The sequence below is a fragment of the Peptoclostridium acidaminophilum DSM 3953 genome, assembly GCF_000597865.1.
GTDB classification, from domain to species: Bacteria; Bacillota; Clostridia; order Peptostreptococcales; family Peptostreptococcaceae; genus Peptoclostridium_A; species Peptoclostridium_A acidaminophilum.
This window is the reverse complement of the sequence record NZ_CP007452.1, coordinates 1,843,615-1,869,571: the sequence shown is the minus strand read 5'-3', so window position 1 is coordinate 1,869,571 and position 25,957 is coordinate 1,843,615. Positions and strand designations below refer to the sequence as shown.

Sequence of the window (25,957 nt, the reverse complement as noted above, 5' to 3'; positions counted from 1 at the left end):
TATTATAAGTCAGGTGGCCCAAATGCATGTTTACGTAATTTTCAAAGTATTATACAATATTATCATTATCGAATGAGAAAATATAATCGGTATAAATTTTTTTTTGAAAGGAAGTAATTTATGAGCTCTAACGTGAGATTCAAGAATATAGATGATATAAACAGGATAGTTATAAAGATTGGAACGTCGACACTGACTTATCCGGGCGGCAAGCTCAACTTCCACAGAATAGACCAGATTGCGCGTGTGCTTTCAGACCTTAACAACCAAGGCAGGCAGATCGTGTTCGTGACATCCGCAGCTATAGGCGTTGGGGTCGCAAGGCTTGGAAGACCGGAACTGCTCGCGAGCGTTCCAGGCAAGCAGGCTGCGGCGTCGGTTGGCCAGGCGATGCTTATGAAGATATACCAAAGGATGTTCAACGACTATAACCAGATAGTGTCACAGGTGCTCCTGACAAAATATGTGACAGACACCGAAAGGACAAGGGTTAACGCCCAAAACACCATGAACACCTTGCTTGAGATGAACGTCATACCTATAGTCAACGAAAACGACACGATAGCCACGGAAGAGATAGTGTTCGGGGACAACGACACGCTGTCTGCAACTGTGGCAGCGCTCATAGATGCGGACCTTCTGATTTTGCTTTCGGATATCGACGGTCTTTATACGGGCAATCCGAAAACAAATCCTGATGCAAGGCTGATATCGCGTGTTGACGATATTACAGAGGACATAGAAAATCTGGCTTCCGGCAAGGGCTCAGCTCTTGGAACAGGTGGCATGATAACAAAGATAAAGGCGGCAAGCATAGCGTACGAGAACGGTATTGACACTATAATAGCAAACGGAGACAATCCTGAAATACTCTACGACATACTTGAGGGCAGGAACGTAGGGACTCATTTTGTGGCTCCGTCGCACAGATAGCTTTCGCGGCATAAAGCGTATACTATTACGGCAGACAATACGGGTAATCGGCAGCGGACAGGTTAGATAGTCTGAAAGGTGGAGGATGTCATATGTGCAAGAATGAGAAGTATGACAAGGAAAAAGGCGTATACATGTGCAAACTGAGTGGCAATGAATGTATAAGCAGGGAGAAGGGCCTAATGTGCCCTATGTTCACCGAGGCCAGCGAACAGCCAGCCGAAAGGAAGCTCAGAACGCTCTGGGAGAAGAAAAAGAAGGCTAGAATCCAGCATAGAAAAGAATAAAATGTAGCGATTAACCAGACTAACCAATTAAGAGAGCTTTGCGCAATGCGCAAAGCTCTCTTTTCTAATCAGAGCATGTTGTGTGTGCGCGGCAGATGTGTTATAATATCACAAAGTCTTTATACAGAGTACACTTGTGTCTGTGATAAACACAGCGGGATGGGGGATACATGGATGAAGGAGAAAAACAGCGGCTATCTCATAGTAGACAAGGAAATATTGCCTGATGTATTTGAAAAGGTTGTAAAGGCAAAGGATATGCTGCGAACGGGAAAGGCAAAGGGAATAACGCAGGCGTGCAAGTTTCAGGAAATAAGCAGGAGCACCTTCTACAAATACAAGGACTATGTTTTTGCTGTTTCGGAAGCTATGCGGGGCAGAAAGGCAACTATAATAATGATACTCGACCACACTCCCGGCGTACTTTCGGATGTGCTCAACAAGCTTGCAGAGCTAAAGGGCAACATACTCACCATATCCCAGGACATACCAATAAACAATGCTGCAAATGTCAGCATAACTCTTGACATAAGCGATCTTGAAATTGAAATAGATGAGCTGGTAAGCAGGATACATGACATTGACGGAGTATTCAAGTCAGAGCTCATGGCCGTAGAATAAAAAAACTACTGGAGGAATTACAATGATAAGAATAAAAGTTCCGGCAACTACTGCAAACATGGGGCCAGGATTTGATGCGATAGGAATGGCGCTTAATCTATATAATGAAATAGAGATTGATACAATAGATGAAGGAGTTCAGGTTGTATGGGACAACCCGGAGCTGGAGCTGCCGCTTGAACAAAACATGGTATACACAAGTATGCTGCATGCGTTTGAAAAATATGATTTCAAATGCAAGGGTATCAAGATAAGGATAAAAAGCTGCAATATACCTCTCAGCAGAGGACTTGGAAGCAGCGCATCTTCTATTGTCGCCGGAATAGTAGGTGCAAATGAGATAATGGGCAAGGTCATGTCGTGCGATGACATAGTTGATATGGCAACTGAGCTTGAGGGCCACCCGGACAACGTTGTACCGGCCATAACGGGCGGTATGGTAGTATCCATATATGATGGAGGCAAGGTGACATATTCAAAGGTGGACGTGCCAAAAGAGATAAGGTTTGCAGTCATGATACCGGGTTTTAAGGTTAGCACTGAAAAGGCAAGAGGTGTTATGCCTGAGAGCTATGGCAAAAGCGACTGCGTATACAACATCTCGAGGGTGGCGATGCTTGTCAATGCAATGAACAAGGGTGAACTAGACAAGCTAAGAGTGTGCTTCGAGGATAAGATACACCAGCCGTACAGAAAAAATCTGATAACGGGGATGGATGAAATCTTCGAAGAGGCGAAAAAGCTTGGCTCTATAGGTGAATTCATAAGCGGATCGGGATCTACGCTTATAGCGGTTGTGAAGACTGACAATGAAGGTTTTGAGAGTTCCATGAGAAAGTATTTGGCAGAAATAGATGGAAATTGGGAAATAAAGATGTTAGAAACGGACTATGACGGGGTAAATATCTAAACATAGTAAGCGTTAAGATTTCCACCCGACTGAGGGGATGGCCATATGGCGGCTTTGACTGATGCAAAGACCGCAAATGCCATCCCTTTAGTTTTGAAAAGATGCAGCGCGTGCAAATATGAACCAACATGCAAAAAATGAAGCACTGAGTTCGGATTAAGGGCGAACGCATAAAGACTTAACAAAACATTTAGTTTGGGAAAATAAGATTCATAAAAAAAGTTGATGAAATGTGTTGACGAAGAATATGAAAGCTGGTATATTAGTCTATGTCGCTGAGAGCGGCAGCAAAACGAAACGAAGAGCAGCAAAAAAGAAATAAAAAGAAACGAAAAAAAGTGTTGACTTGAAGAGCTTGAAGTGATAAGATAATCAAGTCGCAAATTGAACCTTGAAAACTAAACAGCAGGTTTATTTTTTAAAGATGGCAAAGCCATCGAAATTATTTAAAGTCAGTGAGACATCGCAAGATGTCAAAGTGAGCTAAAGGGACATAGTCCCAAGGATTTCTTTTTAAGAGTTTGATCCTGGCTCAGGATGAACGCTGGCGGCGTGCTTAACACATGCAAGTCGAGCGAACAAAGCGGGAGGGAGTCTTCGGACAAAGCCCCGCTGCGTGAGCGGCGGACGGGTGAGTAACACGTGGGCAACCTGCCCTATGCACAGGGATAACGCACCGAAAGGTGTGCTAATACCGGATAAAGCGAGATGTCCGCATGGACGACTCGCCAAAGCTTTTGCGGCATAGGATGGGCCCGCGTCCCATTAGCTAGTTGGTGAGGTAACGGCTCACCAAGGCTGCGATGGGTAGCCGACCTGAGAGGGTGATCGGCCACACTGGAACTGAGACACGGTCCAGACTCCTACGGGAGGCAGCAGTGGGGAATATTGCACAATGGGCGAAAGCCTGATGCAGCAACGCCGCGTGAGCGATGAAGGCCTTCGGGTCGTAAAGCTCTGTCCCAAGGGAAGATAATGACGGTACCTTGGGAGGAAGCCCCGGCTAACTACGTGCCAGCAGCCGCGGTAATACGTAGGGGGCAAGCGTTATCCGGAATCACTGGGCGTAAAGGGTGCGTAGGCGGTCTTGCAAGCCAGAGGTGAAAGGCTATGGCTCAACCATAGTGAGCCTTTGGAACTGCCGGACTTGAGTACAGGAGAGGAAAGTGGAATTCCTAGTGTAGCGGTGAAATGCGTAGATATTAGGAGGAACACCAGTGGCGAAGGCGACTTTCTGGACTGTTACTGACGCTGAGACACGAAAGCGTGGGGAGCGAACAGGATTAGATACCCTGGTAGTCCACGCCGTAAACGATGAGTGCTAGGTGTCGGGGGTCAAACCTCGGTGCCGCAGCTAACGCATTAAGCACTCCGCCTGGGGAGTACGCTCGCAAGAGTAAAACTCAAAGGAATTGACGGGGACCCGCACAAGCAGCGGAGCATGTGGTTTAATTCGAAGCAACGCGAAGAACCTTACCTGGACTTGACATCCCTTTGACCGCTTCGTAACGGAAGCTTTCTCTTCGGAGACAAAGGTGACAGGTGGTGCATGGTTGTCGTCAGCTCGTGTCGTGAGATGTTGGGTTAAGTCCCGCAACGAGCGCAACCCCTATCTTTAGTTGCCAGCACCTAGGGTGGGCACTCTAGAGAGACTGCCGAGGACAACTCGGAGGAAGGTGGGGATGACGTCAAATCATCATGCCCCTTATGTTCAGGGCTACACACGTGCTACAATGGGCGGTACAACGGGTTGCGAGCTCGCGAGAGCAAGCCAATCCCTTAAAGCCGTTCTCAGTTCGGATTGCAGGCTGAAACTCGCCTGCATGAAGTCGGAGTTGCTAGTAATCGCGGATCAGAATGCCGCGGTGAATGCGTTCCCGGGTCTTGTACACACCGCCCGTCACACCATGGGAGTCGGGGGCGCCCGAAGTCAGCTGTCCAACCGCAAGGGGGAGGCTGCCGAAGGTGAAACTGATGACTGGGGTGAAGTCGTAACAAGGTAGCCGTATCGGAAGGTGCGGCTGGATCACCTCCTTTCTAAGGAGAAATAGCCTGCTGTTTAGTCTTGAGGGTTTAATACCTTCAATTAAGTTTGTACCTTGAAAACTGCATAGCTTTAGATATAAATGGTCAAGTTATTAAGGGCATAAGGCGGATGCCTTGGCACTAGGAGCCGATGAAGGACGCGGTAAGCTGCGATAAGCTTCGGGGAGACGCAAGCAGTCATTGATCCGAAGATTTCCGAATGGGGAAACCCACATGGAGTAATGTCCATGTATCATTAGATGAATACATAGTCTAATGAGGGGAACCCGGGGAACTGAAACATCTAAGTACCCGGAGGAAGAGAAAGAAAAATCGATTCCCTGAGTAGCGGCGAGCGAAAAGGGAAGAGCCCAAACCGATGAAGTTTACTTTGTCGGGGTTGCGGATATGCCATCACGTGGCGGCTATTGTAATCGAAGAGGTCTGGAAAGGCCCACCATAGAAGGTAACAGTCCTGTAGATGAAACAAGAAGGCCACAGGCATACTCCAGAGTACCACGGGACACGTGAAACCCTGTGGGAAGCTGGGGGGACCACCCCCCAAGGCTAAATACTACCTAGTGACCGATAGCGCATAGTACCGTGAGGGAAAGGTGAAAAGAACCCCGGGAGGGGAGTGAAATAGAACCTGAAACCTTATGCCTACAAACTGTGGAAGCACATTATTAGTGTGACCGCGTACTTTTTGTAGAACGGGCCAACGAGTTACGGTATGTAGCAAGGTTAAGGACCTTAAGGTCCGGAGCCGCAGCGAAAGCGAGTCTTAAATGGGCGTTTAGTTACATGCTGTAGACCCGAAACCGGGCGACCTATCCATGGACAGGATGAAACGAAAGTAAAATTTCGCGGAGGTCCGAACCCACGCACGTTGAAAAGTGCGGGGATGAGCTGTGGATAGCGGTGAAATTCCAATCGAGCCCGGAGATAGCTGGTTCTCCCCGAAATAGCTTTAGGGCTAGCCTCGGACGTAGAGACATGGAGGTAGAGCACTGAATGCCCTAGGGGCCCTATGGGTTACCGAAGGCTATCAAACTCCGAATGCCATGAACTTTTATCCGGGAGTCAGTCTGTGGGTGATAAGGTCCATAGACAAGAGGGCAACAGCCCAGACCATCAGCTAAGGTCCCAAAGTGTGGATTAAGTGGAAAAGGATGTGGGATTGCACAGACAACCAGGATGTTGGCTTAGAAGCAGCCACTCATTCAAAGAGTGCGTAATAGCTCACTGGTCGAGTGATCCTGCGCCGAAATATTCTCGGGGCTAAAATCCACCACCGAAGCTATGGATCCGAAAGGATGGTAGGGGAGCGTTGTATAAGGGGCGAAGCTGTACCGAAAGGAGCAGTGGACTTTATACAAGTGAGAATGTTGGCATGAGTAGCGAGAGGTGGGTGAGAATCCCACCGGCCGAAAACCCAAGGTTTCCAGAGGAAGGTTCGTCCTCTCTGGGTTAGTCGGGGCCTAAGCCGAGGCCGAAAGGCGTAGGCGATGGACAACGGGTTGATATTCCCGTACCACCAACCACCATTTGAGTGATGGGGTGACACAGTAGGATAGGCCATCCTTCAGCTGGTTTTGAAGGTCCAAGCGTCAAGGGAGTCATGGTAGGCAAATCCGCCGTGGCAATTCTGAGGCGTGATGGGGAGCGAAATTTAGTAGCGAAGTGGTTGATTTCACACTGTCAGGAAAAGCCTCTAGCGAGGTGGAAGGTGCCCGTACCGCAAACCGACACAGGTGGGTGAGGAGAGAATCCTAAGGCTAGCGAGAGAACTATTGTTAAGGAACTCGGCAAAATTACCCCGTAACTTAGGGAGAAGGGGTGCCCCGTTAGTGTGCAAGCATGAGGGGGCCGCAGAGAATAGGCCCAAGCGACTGTTTACCAAAAACACAGGTCTCTGCTAAGTCGCAAGACGAAGTATAGGGGCTGACGCCTGCCCGGTGCTGGAAGGTTAAGGGGATGTGTTAGAGCAATCGAAGCACTGAACTTAAGCCCCAGTAAACGGCGGCCGTAACTATAACGGTCCTAAGGTAGCGAAATTCCTTGTCGGGTAAGTTCCGACCCGCACGAAAGGCGTAACGATTTGGGCGCTGTCTCAACAATAGACTCGGTGAAATTGTAATGTGAGTGAAGATGCTCACTACCTGCGACAGGACGGAAAGACCCCGTGGAGCTTTACTGCAGTTTGGCATTGGATTTCGATGCTGCATGTACAGGATAGGTGGGAGGCTTGGAAGATGGAACGCAAGTTTCGTTGGAGCCGACGTTGGGATACCACCCTTGCAGTATTGAGGTTCTAACCATGTACCGTGAATCCGGTACTGGGACACTGTCAGACGGGCAGTTTGACTGGGGCGGTCGCCTCCCAAAGTGTAACGGAGGCGCCCAAAGGTTCCCTCAGCACGGTCGGAAATCGTGCGAAGAGTGTAAAGGCAAAAGGGAGCTTGATTGCGAGACATACAGGTCGAGCAAGGACGAAAGTCGGGCTTAGTGATCCGGTGGTTCCGAGTGGAAGGGCCATCGCTCAACGGATAAAAGCTACCCCGGGGATAACAGGCTTATCTCCCCCAAGAGTCCACATCGACGGGGAGGTTTGGCACCTCGATGTCGGCTCGTCTCATCCTGGGGCTGGAGTAGGTCCCAAGGGTTGGGCTGTTCGCCCATTAAAGAGGCACGCGAGCTGGGTTCAGAACGTCGTGAGACAGTTCGGTCCCTATCCGTCGCAGGCGCAGGAAATTTGAAGGGAGCTGTCCCTAGTACGAGAGGACCGGGATGGACGTACCGCTGGTGTACCAGTTGTCGTGCCAACGGCACAGCTGGGTAGCTATGTATGGAATGGATAAGCGCTGAAGGCATCTAAGCGCGAAGCCAACCTTAAGATAAGATTTCCCACTTTTATAGGTAAGATCCCAGGAAGACTACCTGGTTGATAGGCCCAGGGTGTAAGTGCAGCAATGCATTCAGCTGATGGGTACTAATAGATCGAGGACTTGACCAAGTCTAAAGCATGCAGTTTTGAGGGTGCAAACCTTCAAAAAGCTATTGACAAACACGGTGTGCCGTGCTAAAATAGTAAAGGTCCGCAAGGACAATCTGGTCATTACAGCAAGGAGGCTACACCTGTTCCCATGCCGAACACAGAAGTTAAGCTCCTTAGCGCCGAGGGTACTTGGATCGAAGGGTCCCGGGAGAGTAGGACATGGCCAGTTAATAAGGCCCTATGGTCAAGCGGTTAAGACACCGCCCTTTCACGGCGGTAACCCGGGTTCGAACCCCGGTAGGGTCACCATTAGTTTCATAAAAGTGGGAGCATAGCTCAGCTGGGAGAGCATCTGCCTTACAAGCAGGGGGTCACAGGTTCGAGCCCTGTTGCTCCCACCAATATTTGGTCCGGTAGTTCAGTTGGTTAGAATGCCAGCCTGTCACGCTGGAGGTCGAGGGTTCGAGCCCCTTCCGGATCGCCATAATGAGCTGGTGTAGCTCAATTGGCAGAGCAACTGACTTGTAATCAGTAGGTTGCGGGTTCAAGTCCCATCACCAGCTCCATTAATTTAATCGGAGGGATTCCCGAGTGGCTAAAGGGGGCAGACTGTAAATCTGTTGGCAACGCCTTCGCTGGTTCGAATCCAGCTCCCTCCACCAAAAAAACTTGACAAACAAGTCGAGAAGTTGTAAAATGTTTAATGTAAAAGCAACAAATACAGTATGCAGCATTCAATATGCGGGTGTGGCGGAATTGGCAGACGCGCTAGACTTAGGATCTAGTGTCCAGTACGTGGGGGTTCAAGTCCCTCCACCCGCACCACAAAAAAACTTAAAAATTTTGGAAAATGCGGAAGTGGCTCAGTGGTAGAGCATCGCCTTGCCAAGGCGAGGGTCGCGGGTTCAAATCCCGTCTTCCGCTCCAAACATGCGGGTGTAGCTCAGTGGTAGAGCCCCGGCCTTCCAAGCCGGTTGCGAGGGTTCGATCCCCTTCACCCGCTCCATTAACAAAGAAGAGAGTTCTATTTCAGATAGTGCTCTTTTTTTTTTATGTCCGTCATATTTCCTGCGGTTGTTTACAAATTTGAATGCAACTATTAATATAATAAGTGTAGATAATAATAAGCCATAGGGAGGCTCTAGTGGCTAAGAGTTTTTGAAAGGGAGAAGATTGCGTTGTGGGAACTTAAAGACATAATAATGAATATAGGTTTTCTTGATGTTTTGGACATACTGATAGTGGCCTATATTTCATACAGGTTATACATGCTTATAAAGGAGACAAGGGCCGAGCAGCTTATAAAAGGCATACTTGTGCTTGTGGTTGCAACTAAGCTAAGCGAGCTGCTGCAGCTGCATGTGCTCAGCTGGATATTAAAGAACACAATGACTGTTGGAGTTATAGCCCTGCTTATAGTATTCCAGCCCGAGCTCAGGCGCGCGCTTGAATACATAGGAAGAACAAAGTTCATAGACAAGTCGTTTATGGGACTTGAAAACGAACAGGACGTGAGCGCGGCAATAGAAGAAATAGGGGAGGCGGCATTTTCGCTCTCAAGGCAGAAGATAGGGGCTCTTATTGTAATGGAAAGGGAGACTGGGCTTAACGAGATAATACAGACCGGAACAAGAATAGACTCTGTAATTACAAGGCAGCTGCTTATAAACATATTCATACCAAATACGCCGCTTCATGATGGTGCGCTTGTAATAAGAGGGAGCAGAATAACAGCAGCAGGGTGCTTTTTGCCGCTTTCTGACAATAAGAATATAAGCAAGGAGCTGGGAACGAGGCACAGGGCGGGAATGGGCATAAGCGAGATGTCGGATGCCATAGCTGTAATTGTATCTGAAGAAAACGGAGCCGTCTCGGTTGCCCGGGAAGGCAAGCTCAGAAGAAACCTTAATATGGAGCAGCTTGTTGAGCTTCTGGAAAAAGATTTGAAGCCTGAGGGGGAAGCGAAAAAAATATTCAAAAAAGGAGAATCTGGAATAGAAAAGATTCTGAACAAAGGAAGGTCCTTGTAATGATGGATTTGTTGCGAAGAAATACGAAGATAAAGCTTATTTCACTGGCTTTCGCATTTTTGATGTGGGTTTATGTCATGGCGGAGGTTGATCCTATTATTACTCGGGATTTTTCGAGCATTGTGCCGGCTATATCAAATGCGCAGGACATTAAAAATCAGGAGCTTATAATTTCGCCGGAGAGCAGCCTTGATGTGAAGCTCACCGTAAGGGGCAGAAGGTCCATACTAAAGGACATAGAAAAAGAGGATCTCTATCTTGCGGGCTATGTGAAAAATCCGCATGCGGGCAAAAATGTGGTTGAAATCACTGCCCAGGTGCCAAGCGGTGTCACGGCAACTATAATCCCCGACAAGCTTGTCGTGGAAATGGAAGAGCTAAGCGTCCAGAAGAAAAATATTGAGATAATCATAGACAAGAGCGCCGAAGCTGGAGTTGTGGTTTCGGATATGCAAATAGACCCGGAGTATACTTTTATAGAGGGGCCAAAATCACTTGTATCAAAGGTCGTGCGCGTAGTCTGCAAGGTCGACATAAAAGACAAGAAGAGCAATTTCAGCTCGAAATACTCACTTGTGCCGGTGGACAGCCAGGGCAAGGAGGTTGAGCATGTGCAGCTTAGCAACAAGACTGCATATGTGAGCCTGGGAATCAAGGCGGAGAAAAAGGTTCCTGTAGAAATAGTGACCAGAGGTGAAGCGCCAGATAGCTATAAGATAAAAAGCCTCAAGGCACAACCGGAATTTGTAATCATATCTGGAGATAGCGGGGATATTGATAAGATTCAAAAGATTTCAACAAAGCCGATAAGCATATCGGATGCATATTTGGACAAGAATATTGAAGTTGAGCTCATGTTGCCTGAGAATGTAAGCTCTGATGTTCAAAAAATTAAAGTCGAAATCGACGTTTCGAAAGTCATTGTCGAAAATTTGTATATTTCCAAAGAAAGAATTAGTTTCTTGAACAACATACAAAATTTAGACATTTCTAAAAACAATATTCCGGAAAAGGTGAAAGTGAAGGTATTGTATTTAGAGGAGTACAAAAAAAATTTCAAACAGGAGGACATAAAGCTCTCCATAGATTTGCAGGATTACAACCCGAAACTTGCAAAAGCGGAAATCAAAGCTAGTGCTCCTGAGGGGGTTGAAATACTTGAAATAGAGCCAAAAAATGCAATATTGGGATCCGAACTAACCTTCCGGAATCCCGATATTGCATTTTTTTCGTTTTCAATATATCATGTAAGTATATCAAAAAACCAACAATCAAATTCACACGGATTCTGATTTTTTTTATATCCGATTTCTGAAAACGTTTTTCAGGACAAACCATAATATTTCTCGGCATTCTCACATTGTTAAAAAAGTTATAAATGCGGTATTTAAGGTATATAAGTTAATAGCGGCAATAAAAACTTAATTATATGGGGTGGTTTTGTGGCGAGGGAGTATATTTTGGCTATCAATCCGGGTTCGACTTCAACGAAGGTTGCGCTCTTCAAGGGAAATGAAAATGTAATTCAGCAGAATCTGGATCATGCACCTGGCGAGATTGAAAAGTATGAACATATAGCGGATCAGTTTGAAATGAGGAAGGATATAATAATCTCCTGGCTTGAAAAAGAGGGTTATTCAACGAAGGATCTGATTGCTGTTGTAGGAAGAGGGGGCTTGCTTGCTCCGATTCCTGGAGGCACATACAAAGTGACTGAAGCCATGCTTAAGGACCTGAGAGAAGGCAAAAGAGGAGAGCATGCATCCAATTTGGGCGGCATAATTGCAAAGTCCATAGCGGATATGGAGAGTGTGCCAAGCTTCATAGTAGATCCTGTGTCCGTAGATGAATTTGATGATGTGGCGAGAATATCGGGTATTCCGGAAATAGAAAGAAAATCTCAAGGACATGCTTTGAATATAAAGGCGGTAGGCAGAAGAGTCGCCAAAAGCCTCGGGAAAGAGTTTGATGAAATAAATCTTGTGGTTGCCCACCTGGGAGGCGGCATAAGCGTTGCGCCTGTAAGAAAGGGCGAGAACATAGACTACAATAATGCCAATGAGATGGGTCCTTTTTCTCCTGAAAGAACAGGGGGTCTGCCAGTGGGAGACCTTGTGAAGATGTGTTTTTCGGGAAAGTATACTGAAAAAGAGATGAAGCCCAAAATCAAAGGAAAAGGCGGCCTTGTTGCTTACCTTGGAACTAACGATGCAAGAGATGTAATAAAGATGATAGAGGCGGGAGACGAGAAGGCCAAGCTGATATTCGAGGCTATGGGCTACCAGATAGGCAAGGAAATAGGCGCCATGGCTACAGCTCTCATGGGTGATGTACAGGCTATAGTCATAACGGGAGGCCTGGCTTACTCAAGTCTTCTTATTGATTATATAAAGGAAATGGTGAGCTTCATAGCTCCTGTTGTTGTAGTTCCCGGTGAAGATGAAATGGGCGCGCTCAATGAAGGAGCTCTTAGGGTGATAAATGGCAGTGAACAAGCCAAAATATACGAAGACGAGGTGAAGTAAGTGAAGGATTTCAAGGAGATGCTAGAACTTGCAAAGCAAAAGGGGCCAAAGATAATATCGGTGGCTTGCGCTCAAGACAAGGAGGTTCTTGTAGCTGTTGAAGGAGCCAGAAAGCTGGGCATAGCAAATGCGATACTCGTTGGAGACGCTGAGAAGATCGAGCAGATTGCAAAGGCTGAAGGCATAGACGTTGCAAACTACGAAGTAATAGATATAAAAGACCTTGCTGAGGCTTCGCTTAAGGCTGTTGAAATGGTTTCGAGCGGCAGGGCCCACATAGTAATGAAAGGCATTGTTGACACGTCGATAGTGCTAAAGGCTGTTTTGAATAAAGAGGTCGGACTCAGAACCGGTAACGTGCTAAGCCACGTGGCTTTGTTTGCAATACCAGGTTATGACAGGATGTTTATAGTTACAGATGCTGCCATGAACATAGCTCCTGATGTAGCTACAAAAAAGCAGATAATAGAAAATGCTGTATCGGTTGCCCACTCGTTGGGAATAGAAGTGCCAAAGGTTGCGGCGCTTTGCGCCAAGGAAAAAGCTGATCCTAAGATGCCGGCGACAATGGAGGCAAAAGAGCTCGAGGATATGTACAATGCAGGAGAATTTGAGGGCTGCATGGTAGGCGGACCATTTGCGCTTGACAATGCTGTTTCGGAAGAGGCTGCCAAGCACAAGGGAATGGACCATCCTATGGCTGGAAAGGCAGACATACTGCTTGTGCCTGATATCGAGGCTGGAAACGTGCTCTATAAATCAATGGTGTTCTTTGCCAGGTCTGAAAACGCCGGTCTTATAGTCGGAGCAAAGGCGCCTATAGTGCTTACTTCAAGAGCCGACAGTGACATAACAAAGCTTAATTCAATAGCTCTTGCCGTGCTTGCGGCTTCAAAATAAGTTTAGAATACCAGGAGGACATATATGGAAAAATTAAGAGTTTTAGCGATAAATCCAGGTTCTACGTCTACAAAGATAGCTGTATTCGACAACGAGGAGCAGATTTTTGAAAAAACGCTCAGACACTCTACTGATGAGATATGCAAATACGAAAAGATCGCAGACCAGTTCGAGTTCAGAAAAACTGTTATAGAAGAGGCCCTCAGAGAAGGCGGCATAGAGATAAGCTCTCTTAGCGCTGTTGTAGGAAGAGGCGGACTTCTAAAGCCTATAGCGGGCGGAACATACAAGGTATCTCCTGAAATGATGGAAGATCTTAAGGTTGGAGTTCTTGGAGAGCACGCATCTAACCTTGGAGGATTAATTGCACATGAAATAGCTGCAGAAGCAGGCGTTGAGGCTTTCATAGTTGACCCTGTCGTAGTTGACGAGATGAACGATGTTGCGAGAATATCAGGAATGCCTGAAATAGACAGAATATCGATATTCCATGCACTTAACCAAAAAGCTGTAGCGAGAAGAGCTGCCGCTGAAATGGGCAAGAAATATGACGAGGTAAATGTCATAGTGGCTCACCTTGGCGGTGGAGTTTCTGTAGGAGCCCATGAAAAGGGAAGAGTAATAGATGTAAACAACGCGCTTGATGGAGAAGGGCCATTTTCTCCGGAAAGAGCGGGCGGTCTTCCGGTTGGAGATGTTGTGAAGCTTTGCTTCTCAGGCAAAGTGACTCTAAACGAAATGAAAAAGAAGATAAAGGGCAATGGAGGTCTTGTGGCTTACCTTGGAACTAATGATGCAAGGGAAGTTGAAAAGATGATAGAAGAAGGCAATGCAGAGGCTAAGGTAATATATGAAGCCATGGCCTACCAGACTGCAAAAGAGATAGGCGCCTGCGCGGCTGCTCTTAAGGGATCTGTAGACGCGGTATTGCTTACAGGAGGAATAGCCTATTCGAAGTTCATAACAAGCTATATATCTGAAAGGGTTGCTTTCATAGCTCCAGTGAAGATATATCCTGGGGAAGATGAAATGATAGCTCTTGCGGAGGGCGGACTAAGGGTCCTAAGAGGAGAAGAAACTGCCAAGATTTACTAAAGCGTGCAGTGTCTGATAATACGCAGGAAATCGATTTCAATTGTCAAGTGTCAGCGATACTAAGATAAAGTGGTGAAAAACATGCACAGCGAGAAAAGTGGTGGACTGCAAGTGATAAAAGAAGACAAGAGAGTCAGGATAATAACTGGGCACTACGGAAGCGGAAAGACCGAGTTCGCAGTGAATTATGTCATAAGGCTAAGGGAAATGGTGGAAGGCCAGGTTGCAATAGCCGATCTTGATGTTGTAAACCCGTACTTCAGGACGAGGGAAAAAAAGGAGCTTCTTGAAGCGAAGGGCATACAGGTGATAGACAGCTCTATAAATGGAAGGTGCGTAGACGTGCCTGCACTGTCGCCAGCTATAGTGGCGCCGCTTAGAAACAGCACTTACAACTATGTGGTGGACCTTGGAGGAGACCATGTGGGTTCAAGGGCCTTTGCGAGATTTGTAGGAGACCTCGACAAAACCGACTATGATTTGTTCTTTGTCATAAATGCGAACAGAGAGGAGACGACTACGCCAGAAGGAGTCCTCGAGCATATTGGCAAGATTGAATACACTACAGGCATAAAAGTCACAGGACTTATAAACAACACACACCTTGTAAGGGAGACTACTGTCGAAGATGTGTTAAAAGGTCAGGAGCTTGCAAAAGAGGTTTCGAAGGCGCTGAACATACCGATAAGGTACATCTCCTGCATGGAACACATCGCTAAAGAGCTTCCGGAAGGTCTCGAGGGAGAAGTGCTCCCGATAGATATGATAATGAGAGAAGAATGGATGTAGCAAAGAACAGTTTATGAAATTTGGCCAGTCTTATGGCTGACTGGGTTTTGAAATAATAATTTTTCATCAGAACTTTTTAAAATATAAGGAGGGTTCAAATGGCTAAGGGTAAGGTTACTTTTGATGTAGACCGTTGCAAGGGATGCGGTCTTTGCACAACAGTTTGTCCGGTAAATATCGTGGCTATTGACAAAGGAAAGATAAATGCAAAGGGATACAACCCTGCTACTGTTACTGAGCTGGAAAAATGCATAGGCTGCGCTAACTGTGCAACTATGTGTCCTGATTGTGTTATTACTGTCGAAAGAGACTAATTAAAAAAAGGAGGAAACCGGAAAATGGCTAAGATTTTGATGAAAGGCAACGAGGCTGTAGCAAAAGCGGCTATAGAGGCGGGCTGCAGATATTTCTTCGGATATCCAATAACTCCGCAAAACGAAATACCAGAATACATGGCGAAAGAGCTTCCTAAGATAGGTGGAGTTTTTCTGCAGGCTGAATCGGAAGTTTCTGCAATAAACATGATATACGGTGGAGCAGGTACAGGAGCAAGAGTAATGACATCTTCTTCGTCTCCAGGAATCGCGCTTAAGCAGGAAGGTATAACTTATATAGCAGGAGCGGAGCTTCCATGTGTTATAGTTAACATGATGAGAGGTGGCCCTGGACTAGGTGGAATACAGCCGTCACAGGCAGACTATTTCATGTCCACAAGAGGAGGCGGAAATGGAGACTACAGGACTCCAGTATTCGCTCCGGCTTCAATACAAGAGGCTGTTGATATGACTATGGAGGCATTCGATGTAGCTGATTACTACAGAACTCCTGTCATGGTGGTAGCAGACGGTATGATAGGCCAGATGATGGAGCCTGTTGAATTCAAGACTCCTAAGAAAAGAGAGCTTCCTGCAAAGGATTGGGCTACAACAGGAACAAAGGGTGAAAGAAAGCCTAACATAATAAACTCTCTATTCCTTGACCCTCAAGAGCTGGAAGACCACAATATAAAGCTTGACGCAAAATATGCTCAAATAGAGAAAAATGAAGTTCAATACGAAATGTATAAGGCTGAAGATGCCGAGCTTGTGTTCGTAGCTTACGGAACTACTTCAAGAATAGTTAAAAACGTTGTAGAAGAGCTAAGAGCGGAAGGCGTTAAAGCGGGACTTATAAGACCTAAGACTATATGGCCGTTCCCATTTAAAGCATTCGATGAAATACCGGCAGCCAAGAACCTGCTTACAGTTGAAATGTCTATGGGACAAATGATAGAAGATGTTAAAATGGCTTCTAACGGAAGATGGCCAGTGTCATTCTACGGAAGGGTAGGCGGCATGATACCTACTCCTCAGGGAATCAAGGGCAAAGCGCTTGAAGTAATAGGAGGTGCGAAATAATGGCAGTCGTATTCAAAAAAACTCAAGGACTTACTGATGCTCAAACTCACTACTGTCCTGGATGTACTCACGGTATAATACACAGAATTACAGCTGAAGTGCTTGAAGAGCTAGGAGTGCTTGGCGATACTATAGGAGTTGCTCCTGTTGGCTGTGCTGTTCTTGCATACAACTACTTCAACTGTGACATGCACGAGGCAGCTCACGGCAGAGCGCCTGCTGTTGCTACAGGCGTTAAAAGGATATTCCCTGACAAAGTTGTATTCACTTACCAGGGAGACGGAGACCTTGCATCGATTGGTGCGGCTGAAATAGTTCACGCGGCAGCAAGAGGCGAGAAGATAACTACAATATTCGTCAACAACGCTATTTACGGTATGACTGGTGGCCAGATGGCTCCGACTACTCTTCCAGGACAAAAGGCTACGACATCTCCTTACGGAAGAGACGTTGATCACTGCGGTTATCCAATAAGAGTTTCTGAAATGCTTTCAACTCTAACAGGCGCTGCCTTTGTTGAGAGGGTTGCAGTAAACAATCCGGCTAACGTAAGAAAGGCTAAAGCAGCCATAAAGAAAGCTTTCCAGGCTCAGATTGAAGGAAAAGGCTTTGGTATAGTAGAAGTGCTTTCTACATGCCCAACTAACTGGGGACTTCATCCGCTAGACTCTCTAAAATGGCTTGAAGAAAACATGATGCCATATTATCCGCTTGGAAACTTTAGAGATCCAGCTAAAGAAGAGGAGGGAAAATAATATGGCTACGGAAAAAATAATATCTGCCGGATTTGGCGGACAGGGTGTTATGTCACTTGGAATGCTTATTACTTATGCAGGAATGCTTGAAAATAAAGAGGTTTCGTGGCTTCCGTCATACGGGCCTGAAATGCGTGGAGGTACTGCAAACTGCTCGGTTGTAGTTTCAGACCAGCCGGTTGGTTCTCCTATAATAAATGACGATGCTACATCTGCAATAATAATGAACCTTCCTTCTCTTGTGAAATTCGAGAGCAGCGTGGTTCCGGGAGGAAAGCTGTTCATAAACTCTTCTCTCATAACTAACAAGATAGAAAGAGACGACGTACAGGTTTACTACGTGCCTTGCAACGATCTTGCAATAGAGCTTGGAAACCCAAAGGTTGCAAACATGGTTATGCTGGGAGCATTCCTTGAGGCTACAGGACTAGTTGGAATCGATTCTGTAATAGAAGCCTTCAAGAAGGTTTTCGGACCAAGCAAGGAAAAGCTTATACCTCTTAATACAGAGGCGATCAAAAAAGGACAAGAAGCTGTAAAATAATTCTCCATAAAACATATTAAAATGAAGGGCAGTCTGCAAGAATGTGGACTGCCCTTCATTTTTTCTTTCATAGGGTGAATTTCATGTGTTAAAATAATTCATTTTTCTGAACGGTATACACCGATACCATTGTACTGTTGTTCGTGCAAGGCGACAATGCATAGGAACGATTTTTTGATTATGATTTAATTATTAAAAATCATTCACAAGATGAACGGAGAATAAATAAATCGTCATTTATGAAATAAAAGTTGCAAAAGATATAGGCGGGGTATATAATCAATATGTGAAATGCATAGTAATTTCAACGGACCAAGGAAATTGCGCAGATGATGCGACTAAAAAAGCCATTAAGTGCACTGAAATAAATACAGCAAAATGCAGGAAAGTCTGCAGATGTTTTAGTTGGTCTTATAGTAAGTGGTCTTATATTAAAAGGAGATGAATGAAATGGTATCCCCCGTTAGGATATTAGGTATGATACTTGGAAATATTTTTTGCGCCCTGGCCATTAACGGCTTTCTGGTGCCCCACAAGCTTCTCAGCGGAGGAGTCGGCGGCATAGCTATACTTCTCAACGCCACAACTGGAATCCAAATAGGACTTACGGTATTTATAATGAACCTGCCAATATTCCTGGTCGCATATAGAAAACTCGACAGAGAATTTACTATCTACAGTTTTATAAACATGATCCTGTTCTCGCTCACACTGTATTTCACATCAGACGTTTTTAGCCGTTTTGCGGTAGATGACATACTCCTTAGCGCCGTGTTCGGAGGAATATTCAATGGTATTGGAATGGGCTTAACATTCAAAAGCAGATCATCCCAGGGTGGAACCGATATAATAGGGGCTTTTGTTAAGAAAAAGTGGAGCATAAAGGTGACAAATGTGCTAATGGGAGCGAACCTTGTTATAGTATCCATAGGAGGAGTCGCCTTCGGAGCAGAAAGGGCAATGTATACGCTAATGGCAATGTATGTTGCTTATCAAGTGGTTGACAAGGTCCAGCTCATGTTCGACAACAAGCTTTCCGTAATGATAATTTCCCCAAAATCGGAGGAGCTCTCAAGCGTTATTATGGACGAGACAGGTCGGGGAGTCACTTTCTTTAAGGCTGAAGGGGGTTATTCCGGTAGCGACCAGAAGGTAATATACAGCATCGTTAATTCCAGCGAGCTTCAGACGCTAAGAAGCATCGTAAGCAGAATAGATTCGAATGCATTCATGAGCGTCAACGAGGCTACGGAGGTCAGGGGAAGAGGTTTCAAGGAGAGCCTGATATAGAGATTGCGGATCAAGGCAAGTGAATCATGGATTAATCGTTAAAATAATGCCTTAATATGAGATTATAATACTTGTTTGATATGGAAATAAAAGTGGATATATGTTAAAATAAATGAAGGGATTTGATTCCCTTTATTTATTTTTTGCGGTTTTGAAGGGAGAAGTTCAAAATGAGAAAGTATTTTGGAACTGACGGAGTAAGAGGAATAGCCAACAAGGAGCTTACATGCGAGCTTGCATACAGTCTTGGCAAGGCCGGCGCGTATGTGCTGGGCAAAGGCAAGGAGAGGCTCAAGGTCCTGGTTGGAAAGGATACCAGAATATCAGGAGACATGCTCGAGTCTGCGCTTTGTGCAGGGCTTATGTCTGCAGGCGCCGAGGTGGTATGCCTTGGAGTTGTCCCAACACCTGCGGTTGCATATCTTACCAGGAAATACTCGGCTGATTGCGGCGTTGTAATATCTGCTTCGCACAATCCCATGGAATATAACGGCATTAAATTTTTCAACAGCGAAGGCTACAAGCTTTCTGACGAAATAGAGCATGAAATAGAAGCACTAATGGAAAACATGGATTCCATAGAGTTTGTTCCGCTGGGCGAAAAGGTCGGCTACATGACAAAAGCGGATGATTCCATAAGGGATTACGCAAGCTATCTTGAATCAATCGCTGAAAGCAGGCTCGACGGCCTCAAGGTTGTGCTTGACTGTGCCAACGGCGCTGCGTACCAGGTGGCTCCACTTGTATTCAAGGAGCTTGGAGCAAGCGTAGAGCTTATGAACTCAAATCCTGATGGCAAGAACATAAATGTAGAATGCGGTTCTACTCATCCTTTCAACCTGTCTAAGAGGGTTGTTGAAACCGGAGCAGATATGGGTTTTGCATATGATGGTGATGCAGACAGGCTAATAGCCGTTGACGGCTGCGGAAACATTGTAAATGGCGATCACATAATGGCAATATGCGGCAGGCATCTCAAGGAAGAAGGCAAGCTCAAGGGTGACACGCTTGTAGTCACAGTTATGAGCAACATAGGACTTCACAAGGTTGCGAGGGCAGCTGAAATAAATCTTGTCCAGACAAACGTCGGAGACAGGTATGTGCTTGAGGAAATGCTAAGAAACGGTTATAATCTAGGAGGAGAGCAGTCGGGACACCTTATATTCCTTGACTACAATACAACAGGCGACGGCGTGCTCAGCTCTATACTGCTGGCTTCAATAGCAAAGAAGGAAGGCAAAACGCTTTCGGAGCTTGCAGCTGTAATGACTGTATATCCGCAGGTCCTTGTAAATGCCAAGGTCAGGAATGAAAACAAGTCCAGCTTCATGGAAGACCGTGTGATAAAAGAGGAAATACAAAAAATTGAAGACATGATGAGCGGAAACGGAAGGGTGCTTATAAGGCCTTCCGGAACAGAGCCGCTAGTCAGGGTGATGCTTGAAGGAAGCGAAGAAGGTCAGCTTATGGATTTAGCCAAAGGGCTTGCAATTATAATAGAGTCCAGAATGGCATAGTCCAAAACACATAAAATGCAGCCGTTAGGCTGCATAGCGCCTGGACTCGGCTTTGCTGAGTTGACGAGGATCGGGATTATCGAAATATCGGCGGATGTCCCGGCGGCTTTTCACGGCCGAAAAAGGTCTGGCAAATCTCCTGAGTGATCGGGAGGACAAGAAGGATCGGGTGAAGCTGACTTTCTCCTTAAATATATTAACCATAATATCTAAATTTTAAGGAGGAGTTATTTATGTGTGGAATAGTAGGATATGTTGGAAGCAAGATGGCGACAGACGTTATAATGAGCGGGCTTAGCAAGCTTGAGTACAGAGGTTATGACTCGGCGGGTGTTGCAATAAACACAGGTTCAGACCTTGTGATAAGAAAATATGCGGGAAGGCTTTCAGTGCTTGAGCATGAGCTTGAAAAGGAGCCCGTTGAGGGAAGCCTTGGAATAGGACATACAAGATGGGCTACGCACGGAGCTCCATCGGATGTCAACTCGCATCCTCACAGCAATATGGACGATACTATAGCTGTGGTGCACAATGGTATAATAGAAAACTATATGCAGCTTAAAGATGACCTTATAGAAAAAGGGTATAAGTTCAAATCAGACACTGACACAGAGGTACTTGCTCATCTTATAGATCTCTACTACGAAGGGGACCTTTTTGACGCAGTCCACAAGGTGCTTGGAGTTGTAAGGGGATCATATGCAATAGGAGCAATTGCAAAGGGAGAGCCAGGAAAGCTTGTCGCTGCAAGGAAGGACAGCCCTCTTATAGTAGGTCTTGGAGAAGGAGAAAACTTTATAGCGTCAGACATACCTGCGCTGCTAAACTATACAAGAGATATGTACCTCATAGCTGACGGCGAGATGGTTGAGCTTACAAAGGAAGGCGTCAAGGTCTACGATTCAGCCAAAAATCTTGTGGGCAAGGAAGTTATGCACGTGGAGTGGGATGTAGAGGCGGCTTCAAAGGCAGGCTATGAGCACTTTATGCTAAAGGAGATACACGAACAGCCAAAAGGTATAACCGACACTCTTGAAAAGAGACTGGACGAGAAGGGCTTTATAAAGCTCGACGACATACGCCTTACAAAAGAGCAGCTTGAGGACATAAGCAAGGTTTACGTAGTGGCATGCGGAACGGCATACCATGCAGGCCTTGTTGGAAGATATGCGATAGAAAAATTCGTCAAGATACCGGTAGAGGTTGAAATAGCTTCTGAGTTCAGATACAGAGATCCATTCGTGGATGACAAGACCCTAGTTATAATAGTCAGCCAGTCGGGAGAGACTCTGGACACTCTTGCTGCTCTAAGACATGCTAAGAAGAAGGGCGCAAGAATACTTTCAATAACCAATGTGGTTGGATCTTCAATAGCAAGGGAATCCGATGATGTGTTCTATACATGGGCCGGTCCTGAAATAGCAGTTGCGTCTACAAAGGCGTACACTACTCAGATTGTTTCGTTCTACATGATAGCGCTTTACATGGCGTTAAAGCTTGGAAGAATGGATGAGAAGGAATACAAGAGAATCATAGAAGAGATTAAGCTGACATCAGGCAAGGTACAGCAGATAATAGATCAGGATTCAAAGCTCGTAGAGATAGCAAAAGCGATAATGGACAGGCAGCACGGATTCTTCCTTGGAAGAGGCCTTGACTACAACACTGCAATGGAAGGCTCGCTTAAGATGAAAGAGGTTTCATATATACACACTGAGGCTTTTGCAGCTGGTGAGCTAAAGCATGGTTCTATAGCTCTCATAGAAGAAGGGACTCCTGTAATTGGAATAGCAAGCCAGGAGAATCTGTTTGAAAAGATAGTATCCAACATGAAGGAAGTAAAGGCCAGAGGCGCATTCGTTGTAGCAATAGCGCAGGAGGGCAATACAGAGGTTGAAAAGGTTGCAGACATGGTATTCTACATACCGAAGGTGGACAGTCTGCTTGCAAGCATACTTACAGTAGTGCCGCTTCAGCTTATAGCATACCACGTGGCAGTACTCAAAGGCTGCGATGTTGATAAACCGAGGAATCTGGCAAAATCGGTTACAGTTGAATAATTGGAATTCAAAGAATCAGGCGGATTTGCCTGGTTCTTTTTTCTTTTTAGAAAAAAAGGGTATAAGCATATTAGAATATGACTATGGAGGGATTTGCACATGGAGACTATGAAAAGAAATCTTGGACCTGTAGTAGGGCTCTATCCGACGCCGGTGACTGTTGTGGGGACTGAAAGCGGCGGCAAGGCCAATTGGATGGTGATTGCCCATATAGGGCTCATAGGGCGTGAGAATATAATGCTAAGCGTTAGAAAGACGCACTATTCGAACGTGGCGATCATGGATAACAAGACTGCATCTGTAAATCTCATTAGGAGCGAAATGCTTAAGGAGACGGACTATATTGGTATGGTTTCCGGAAACGATGAGGACAAGTCGGACATTTTCGAATATTATCACGGATCGCTAAAGGGAGCGCCGCTTATAAACAACTCGCCGATTTCAATGGAGTGCGAAGTGGTTGACGTATATGATATAGAGACGCACAGCAACTACATACTCAGGGTGGTCAACACATACGCCGACGAGGATGTGCTCGATGAAAATGGGAATATCGACTATGAAAAGGTCGCTCCGGTGCTGTTTGAAATGCCCCAGGGGACGTATATGTCATCAGGCAAGACAATCGCCAAGTGCTGGGATGAGGGTAAAGGATACGAGAATAAAAATAAATAGCGATTGCAAATGCCCGAGAAATAAGAAAACTTGTTTCTGGGGCATTTTTATGTATTTACTCAATATTTGCAAGCATTTCACTATGTAATATACTATAATATGAAATGGTGGGGGTGATTATTTCAAATGTTTCCTAATGCAATAATGGCAATTGTAATGCTGAGCATATATGTTCTGCTGGCGCTAAACGCAGCGATTTTCTTAGCGACAATAGCCATAGCAATAAAAGACAAAGTAATGATAAAAAAATATGAGCAGGCATGTGCCAGGCTCAGGCCTTATTTAGAGGCGTACATAGAAGATGAAGACTGCCTAGACGGGCTCTTAAGGCATATGGCGGGAGGCTACAACAGGCGTGTTGTGCTGGATATGCTGCTTGAACATGCGCGGCAGTCAAAGAGCTCCATTAGCGGCAAGTTTGAAAGGCTCGGATATGTTGATGAGGGTATAATCCATGCAGGAAAAAGTCTCGATTTCAATGTCATAAAGCAGATGTGTCTTATGAAATCGCCCAAGGCTTTTGATGTGCTCATGAAGGGTTCTGACTCTGAAGATTTTGAACTGAAGTACATGTGCTACTATACTCTCTCGCTGCTGCCGCTTTCGCGGGCACAGGCGGATATATTTGTACGAAAGCTTGTCAGTTCAAGCATTCTAAGGGACAGAATCATAGAGATGATAGACAATATGGACCTTGGTGTGGAAAGATATTTAAGTCTTTTGGAAATGCAATCCTCGGAAATAGGGAAGACGGTTTTCTTAAGGGCTTTGAAAGGAAAGCCGGGAATGAAAGATGAGGCTAATTCGCACAGGCTTCTACAATATCTTGGCGATACTAAGGAAGTCAGGATCGCGGCTGTGCTGGTGCTCGCATCCACAGGAAGCGTCAAGTATTTCGACAATCTTATTGAGCTCTACAGGCAGGAGCGTGAATGGGAGGTAAGGGCGGCCATAGCCAAATCGATGCTTGATTATTCCGAGTGCGGCGCAGATGTTGTTGAGGCCTTGAAGGTAATGACATACGATGAGGCTTGGTGGGTCAGGTTCAATGCTGTGGAGGTGCTTGCAAAGCTGGGTGTCGAGGGTATAAGCGCGCTGGTGGATATCTCGCTTAGCAAGCGGGACGCGGCAGTTTCAGCCTTGGCGTACGGCGCGCTAAATGCGAACCAGGCCGTGTATTATACCGTCAAGGAATATGGGGTGGAAAATGATGACTGATGCAATAAAAATATTTATAGATGGCTTTAGCGGTGTGATGTTCGGCTACTTTATCATAGTCAACTTTTTTTACATGATACTCATAGCCATATCGTGGAAAAGGCTCATGGAGTTTGTAAGGATTGTAAACTCTGATATCACCTTGACGAGCAGCTACACAAAGCCCATTTCAGTAATAGTACCTGCATACAACGAGCAGGAGACTATTATAGACAATATAAAATCTCTGCTTGAGCTTGACTATCCGTTGCTGGAGGTCATAGTAGTAAATGACGGCTCCAGCGATGAAACTCTGGGAAGGACGCTCTCTCACTTCAAGCTCAGGAAGATAGATTTGGAGCTTAATATACAAATACCCTGCAATGAAATAAGAGGTGTTTACTCATCCTTTGAAATGTCAAATCTTGTGATTGTCGACAAGGTGAACGGAGGAAAGGCAGATGCGCTGAATGCAGGCATAAACGTGTCGAAATACCCGCTTGTATGCGCCATAGATGCCGATTGCGTTATAGAAAAAGACGCACTTTTGAGGATAGTAAAGCCTTTCCTCAAATACGACGAGACCGTAGCTGTCGGAGGCATAGTCAGGATTGCAAATGGCTGCGAGATAAGAGACGGAAAGCTTATAAAGGCAAGAATCCCCAAAAGGGCAATTGAAATATTCCAGATAGTGGAGTATTTCAGGGCATTTCTGACAAGCAGAGTGGGGTGGGAGGCGATGAATGCGCTGCTTATAATATCGGGAGCGTTCGGCCTTTTCAAGAAGTCTGCCGTCGTTGCTGTCGGAGGATATCAAAAGACAATAGGCGAGGACATGGAGCTCACGCTAAGGATGCATGAGCATTTCAGGAAAAAGGGTACACCCTACAAGATTGAATTTGCATCTGATGCAGTTTGCTGGACGCAGGCTCCCGACACGCTCAAGGGACTTGAAAGCCAGCGCATCAGATGGCACAGAGGCCTTGCTGACGGCCTTCTCAGGCACAGGAGGATGATATTCAGCCCGGCTTTTGGCAAGGTGGGGATGCTTTCAATGCCTTATTTTTTCTTCGTCGAGATGCTCGGACCGGTAATAGAGGCGATAGGATACATAATGCTTGCAATATCCATATACATGGGATTTTTATCGGAAAAATTCATATACATATTTCTTATGGCATTCCTGTTTGGAATTTTGTTTTCGTTTTCAGCAATATTCTTCGAACAGATTTCATACAAGCGCTACAATGGAATAAGAGAGATTCTCCTGCTGTTTTTATTCAGCCTGCTAGAGCAGTTTTTATACAGGCAGCTGACGGTGTTTTGGAGGATAAAGGCTTTCTGGAACTATAAAAAAGGAAGCAAGCAGTGGGGCACAATACAGAGAAAATCATTTGAACAGGGGTGAT

General features: G+C 45.7%; 20 protein-coding genes, 8 tRNA genes and 3 rRNA genes. All 31 read left to right on the top strand.

The window, feature by feature from the left end:
* Positions 1–120: 120 nt before the first annotated feature.
* Complete coding sequence (proB, locus tag EAL2_RS09200) at positions 121–933, top strand: glutamate 5-kinase (protein ID WP_025436097.1); 813 nt, start codon at positions 121–123, stop codon at positions 931–933.
* Between the two features lie 92 nt (positions 934–1,025).
* Positions 1,026–1,220, top strand: a complete 195-nt coding sequence (locus EAL2_RS09195) for a hypothetical protein (RefSeq protein ID WP_025436096.1) — start codon at positions 1,026–1,028, stop codon at positions 1,218–1,220.
* Between the two features lie 174 nt (positions 1,221–1,394).
* Positions 1,395–1,841: an ACT domain-containing protein gene (locus EAL2_RS09190; protein ID WP_025436095.1), complete on the top strand. Its 447-nt coding sequence runs from the start codon at positions 1,395–1,397 to the stop codon at positions 1,839–1,841.
* Between the two features lie 22 nt (positions 1,842–1,863).
* Positions 1,864–2,751 carry a homoserine kinase gene (thrB, locus tag EAL2_RS09185; protein ID WP_025436094.1) on the top strand — a complete coding sequence of 296 codons (888 nt, stop codon included), beginning with the start codon at positions 1,864–1,866 and terminating at the stop codon, positions 2,749–2,751.
* A gap of 509 nt (positions 2,752–3,260) precedes the next feature.
* A 16S ribosomal RNA gene (locus EAL2_RS09180) occupies positions 3,261–4,788 on the top strand.
* Positions 4,789–4,879: 91 nt separating this feature from the next.
* Positions 4,880–7,792 (top strand): 23S ribosomal RNA (locus tag EAL2_RS09175).
* 94 nt (positions 7,793–7,886) lie between these two features.
* A 5S ribosomal RNA gene (gene rrf / locus EAL2_RS09170) occupies positions 7,887–8,003 on the top strand.
* Together the 16S, 23S and 5S rRNA genes with 8 tRNA genes alongside form the textbook arrangement of a ribosomal RNA operon.
* A gap of 5 nt (positions 8,004–8,008) precedes the next feature.
* Positions 8,009–8,083 (top strand) — tRNA-Glu (locus tag EAL2_RS09165).
* Between the two features lie 16 nt (positions 8,084–8,099).
* A tRNA-Val gene (locus EAL2_RS09160) sits at positions 8,100–8,175 on the top strand.
* A 6-nt stretch (positions 8,176–8,181) separates the two neighbouring features.
* Positions 8,182–8,258: transfer RNA gene (locus EAL2_RS09155), tRNA-Asp, on the top strand.
* A 6-nt stretch (positions 8,259–8,264) separates the two neighbouring features.
* Positions 8,265–8,340, top strand: a tRNA-Thr gene (locus EAL2_RS09150).
* Positions 8,341–8,351: 11 nt separating this feature from the next.
* Positions 8,352–8,436, top strand: a tRNA-Tyr gene (locus tag EAL2_RS09145).
* Positions 8,437–8,515: 79 nt separating this feature from the next.
* Positions 8,516–8,599, top strand: a tRNA-Leu gene (locus EAL2_RS09140).
* A 27-nt stretch (positions 8,600–8,626) separates the two neighbouring features.
* A tRNA-Gly gene (locus EAL2_RS09135) sits at positions 8,627–8,701 on the top strand.
* 5 nt (positions 8,702–8,706) lie between these two features.
* Positions 8,707–8,780: transfer RNA gene (locus EAL2_RS09130), tRNA-Gly, on the top strand.
* A gap of 196 nt (positions 8,781–8,976) precedes the next feature.
* Entirely contained in the window at positions 8,977–9,804 is an 828-nt protein-coding gene (gene cdaA / locus EAL2_RS09125) for a diadenylate cyclase CdaA (RefSeq protein WP_038602692.1), read from the top strand.
* The gene (locus EAL2_RS09120) at positions 9,804–11,096 is read left to right on the top strand and encodes a CdaR family protein (RefSeq protein ID WP_025436092.1); all 1,293 of its coding nucleotides are present in this window, start codon (positions 9,804–9,806) and stop codon (positions 11,094–11,096) included. Before cdaA ends, EAL2_RS09120 begins: the two co-directional genes overlap by 1 nt.
* Before the next feature lie 165 nt (positions 11,097–11,261).
* Complete coding sequence (gene buk / locus EAL2_RS09115) at positions 11,262–12,329, top strand: butyrate kinase (RefSeq protein ID WP_408634028.1); 1,068 nt, start codon at positions 11,262–11,264, stop codon at positions 12,327–12,329.
* Positions 12,330–13,229, top strand: coding sequence for a phosphate butyryltransferase (locus tag EAL2_RS09110; RefSeq protein ID WP_025436090.1), 900 nt, complete (start codon positions 12,330–12,332; stop codon positions 13,227–13,229).
* Between the two features lie 24 nt (positions 13,230–13,253).
* Positions 13,254–14,324 carry a butyrate kinase gene (gene buk / locus EAL2_RS09105; RefSeq protein WP_025436089.1) on the top strand — a complete coding sequence of 357 codons (1,071 nt, stop codon included), beginning with the start codon at positions 13,254–13,256 and terminating at the stop codon, positions 14,322–14,324.
* 111 nt (positions 14,325–14,435) lie between these two features.
* On the top strand, positions 14,436–15,113 hold the full coding sequence (locus EAL2_RS09100) for a hypothetical protein (RefSeq protein ID WP_025436088.1): 678 nt from the start codon (positions 14,436–14,438) through the stop codon (positions 15,111–15,113).
* Between the two features lie 98 nt (positions 15,114–15,211).
* A complete protein-coding gene (locus EAL2_RS09095; protein WP_025436087.1) occupies positions 15,212–15,427 on the top strand; it encodes a 4Fe-4S dicluster domain-containing protein in 216 nt (71 codons plus the stop codon).
* A gap of 24 nt (positions 15,428–15,451) precedes the next feature.
* Positions 15,452–16,510, top strand: a complete 1,059-nt coding sequence (locus tag EAL2_RS09090) for a 3-methyl-2-oxobutanoate dehydrogenase subunit VorB (protein ID WP_025436086.1) — start codon at positions 15,452–15,454, stop codon at positions 16,508–16,510.
* Positions 16,510–17,265, top strand: a complete 756-nt coding sequence (locus tag EAL2_RS09085) for a thiamine pyrophosphate-dependent enzyme (RefSeq protein WP_025436085.1) — start codon at positions 16,510–16,512, stop codon at positions 17,263–17,265. Before EAL2_RS09090 ends, EAL2_RS09085 begins: the two co-directional genes overlap by 1 nt.
* A 1-nt stretch (position 17,266) precedes the next feature.
* Positions 17,267–17,809, top strand: a complete 543-nt coding sequence (locus tag EAL2_RS09080; RefSeq protein ID WP_025436084.1) for a 2-oxoacid:acceptor oxidoreductase family protein — start codon at positions 17,267–17,269, stop codon at positions 17,807–17,809.
* A gap of 450 nt (positions 17,810–18,259) precedes the next feature.
* On the top strand, positions 18,260–19,099 hold the full coding sequence (locus EAL2_RS09075; protein WP_051489130.1) for a YitT family protein: 840 nt from the start codon (positions 18,260–18,262) through the stop codon (positions 19,097–19,099).
* Positions 19,100–19,269: 170 nt separating this feature from the next.
* The gene (gene glmM / locus EAL2_RS09070; RefSeq protein WP_025436082.1) at positions 19,270–20,616 is read left to right on the top strand and encodes a phosphoglucosamine mutase; all 1,347 of its coding nucleotides are present in this window, start codon (positions 19,270–19,272) and stop codon (positions 20,614–20,616) included.
* Between the two features lie 233 nt (positions 20,617–20,849).
* Positions 20,850–22,676 carry a glutamine--fructose-6-phosphate transaminase (isomerizing) gene (gene glmS / locus EAL2_RS09065; protein ID WP_025436081.1) on the top strand — a complete coding sequence of 609 codons (1,827 nt, stop codon included), beginning with the start codon at positions 20,850–20,852 and terminating at the stop codon, positions 22,674–22,676.
* Positions 22,677–22,775: 99 nt separating this feature from the next.
* Positions 22,776–23,351, top strand: a complete 576-nt coding sequence (locus tag EAL2_RS09060) for a flavin reductase family protein (RefSeq protein WP_025436080.1) — start codon at positions 22,776–22,778, stop codon at positions 23,349–23,351.
* Positions 23,352–23,495: 144 nt separating this feature from the next.
* On the top strand, positions 23,496–24,569 hold the full coding sequence (locus tag EAL2_RS09055; protein WP_158408913.1) for a HEAT repeat domain-containing protein: 1,074 nt from the start codon (positions 23,496–23,498) through the stop codon (positions 24,567–24,569).
* A complete protein-coding gene (locus EAL2_RS09050; RefSeq protein ID WP_051489128.1) occupies positions 24,562–25,956 on the top strand; it encodes a glycosyltransferase family 2 protein in 1,395 nt (464 codons plus the stop codon). The genes EAL2_RS09055 and EAL2_RS09050 overlap by 8 nt, the downstream gene beginning before the upstream one ends.
* Position 25,957 lies beyond the last annotated feature (1 nt).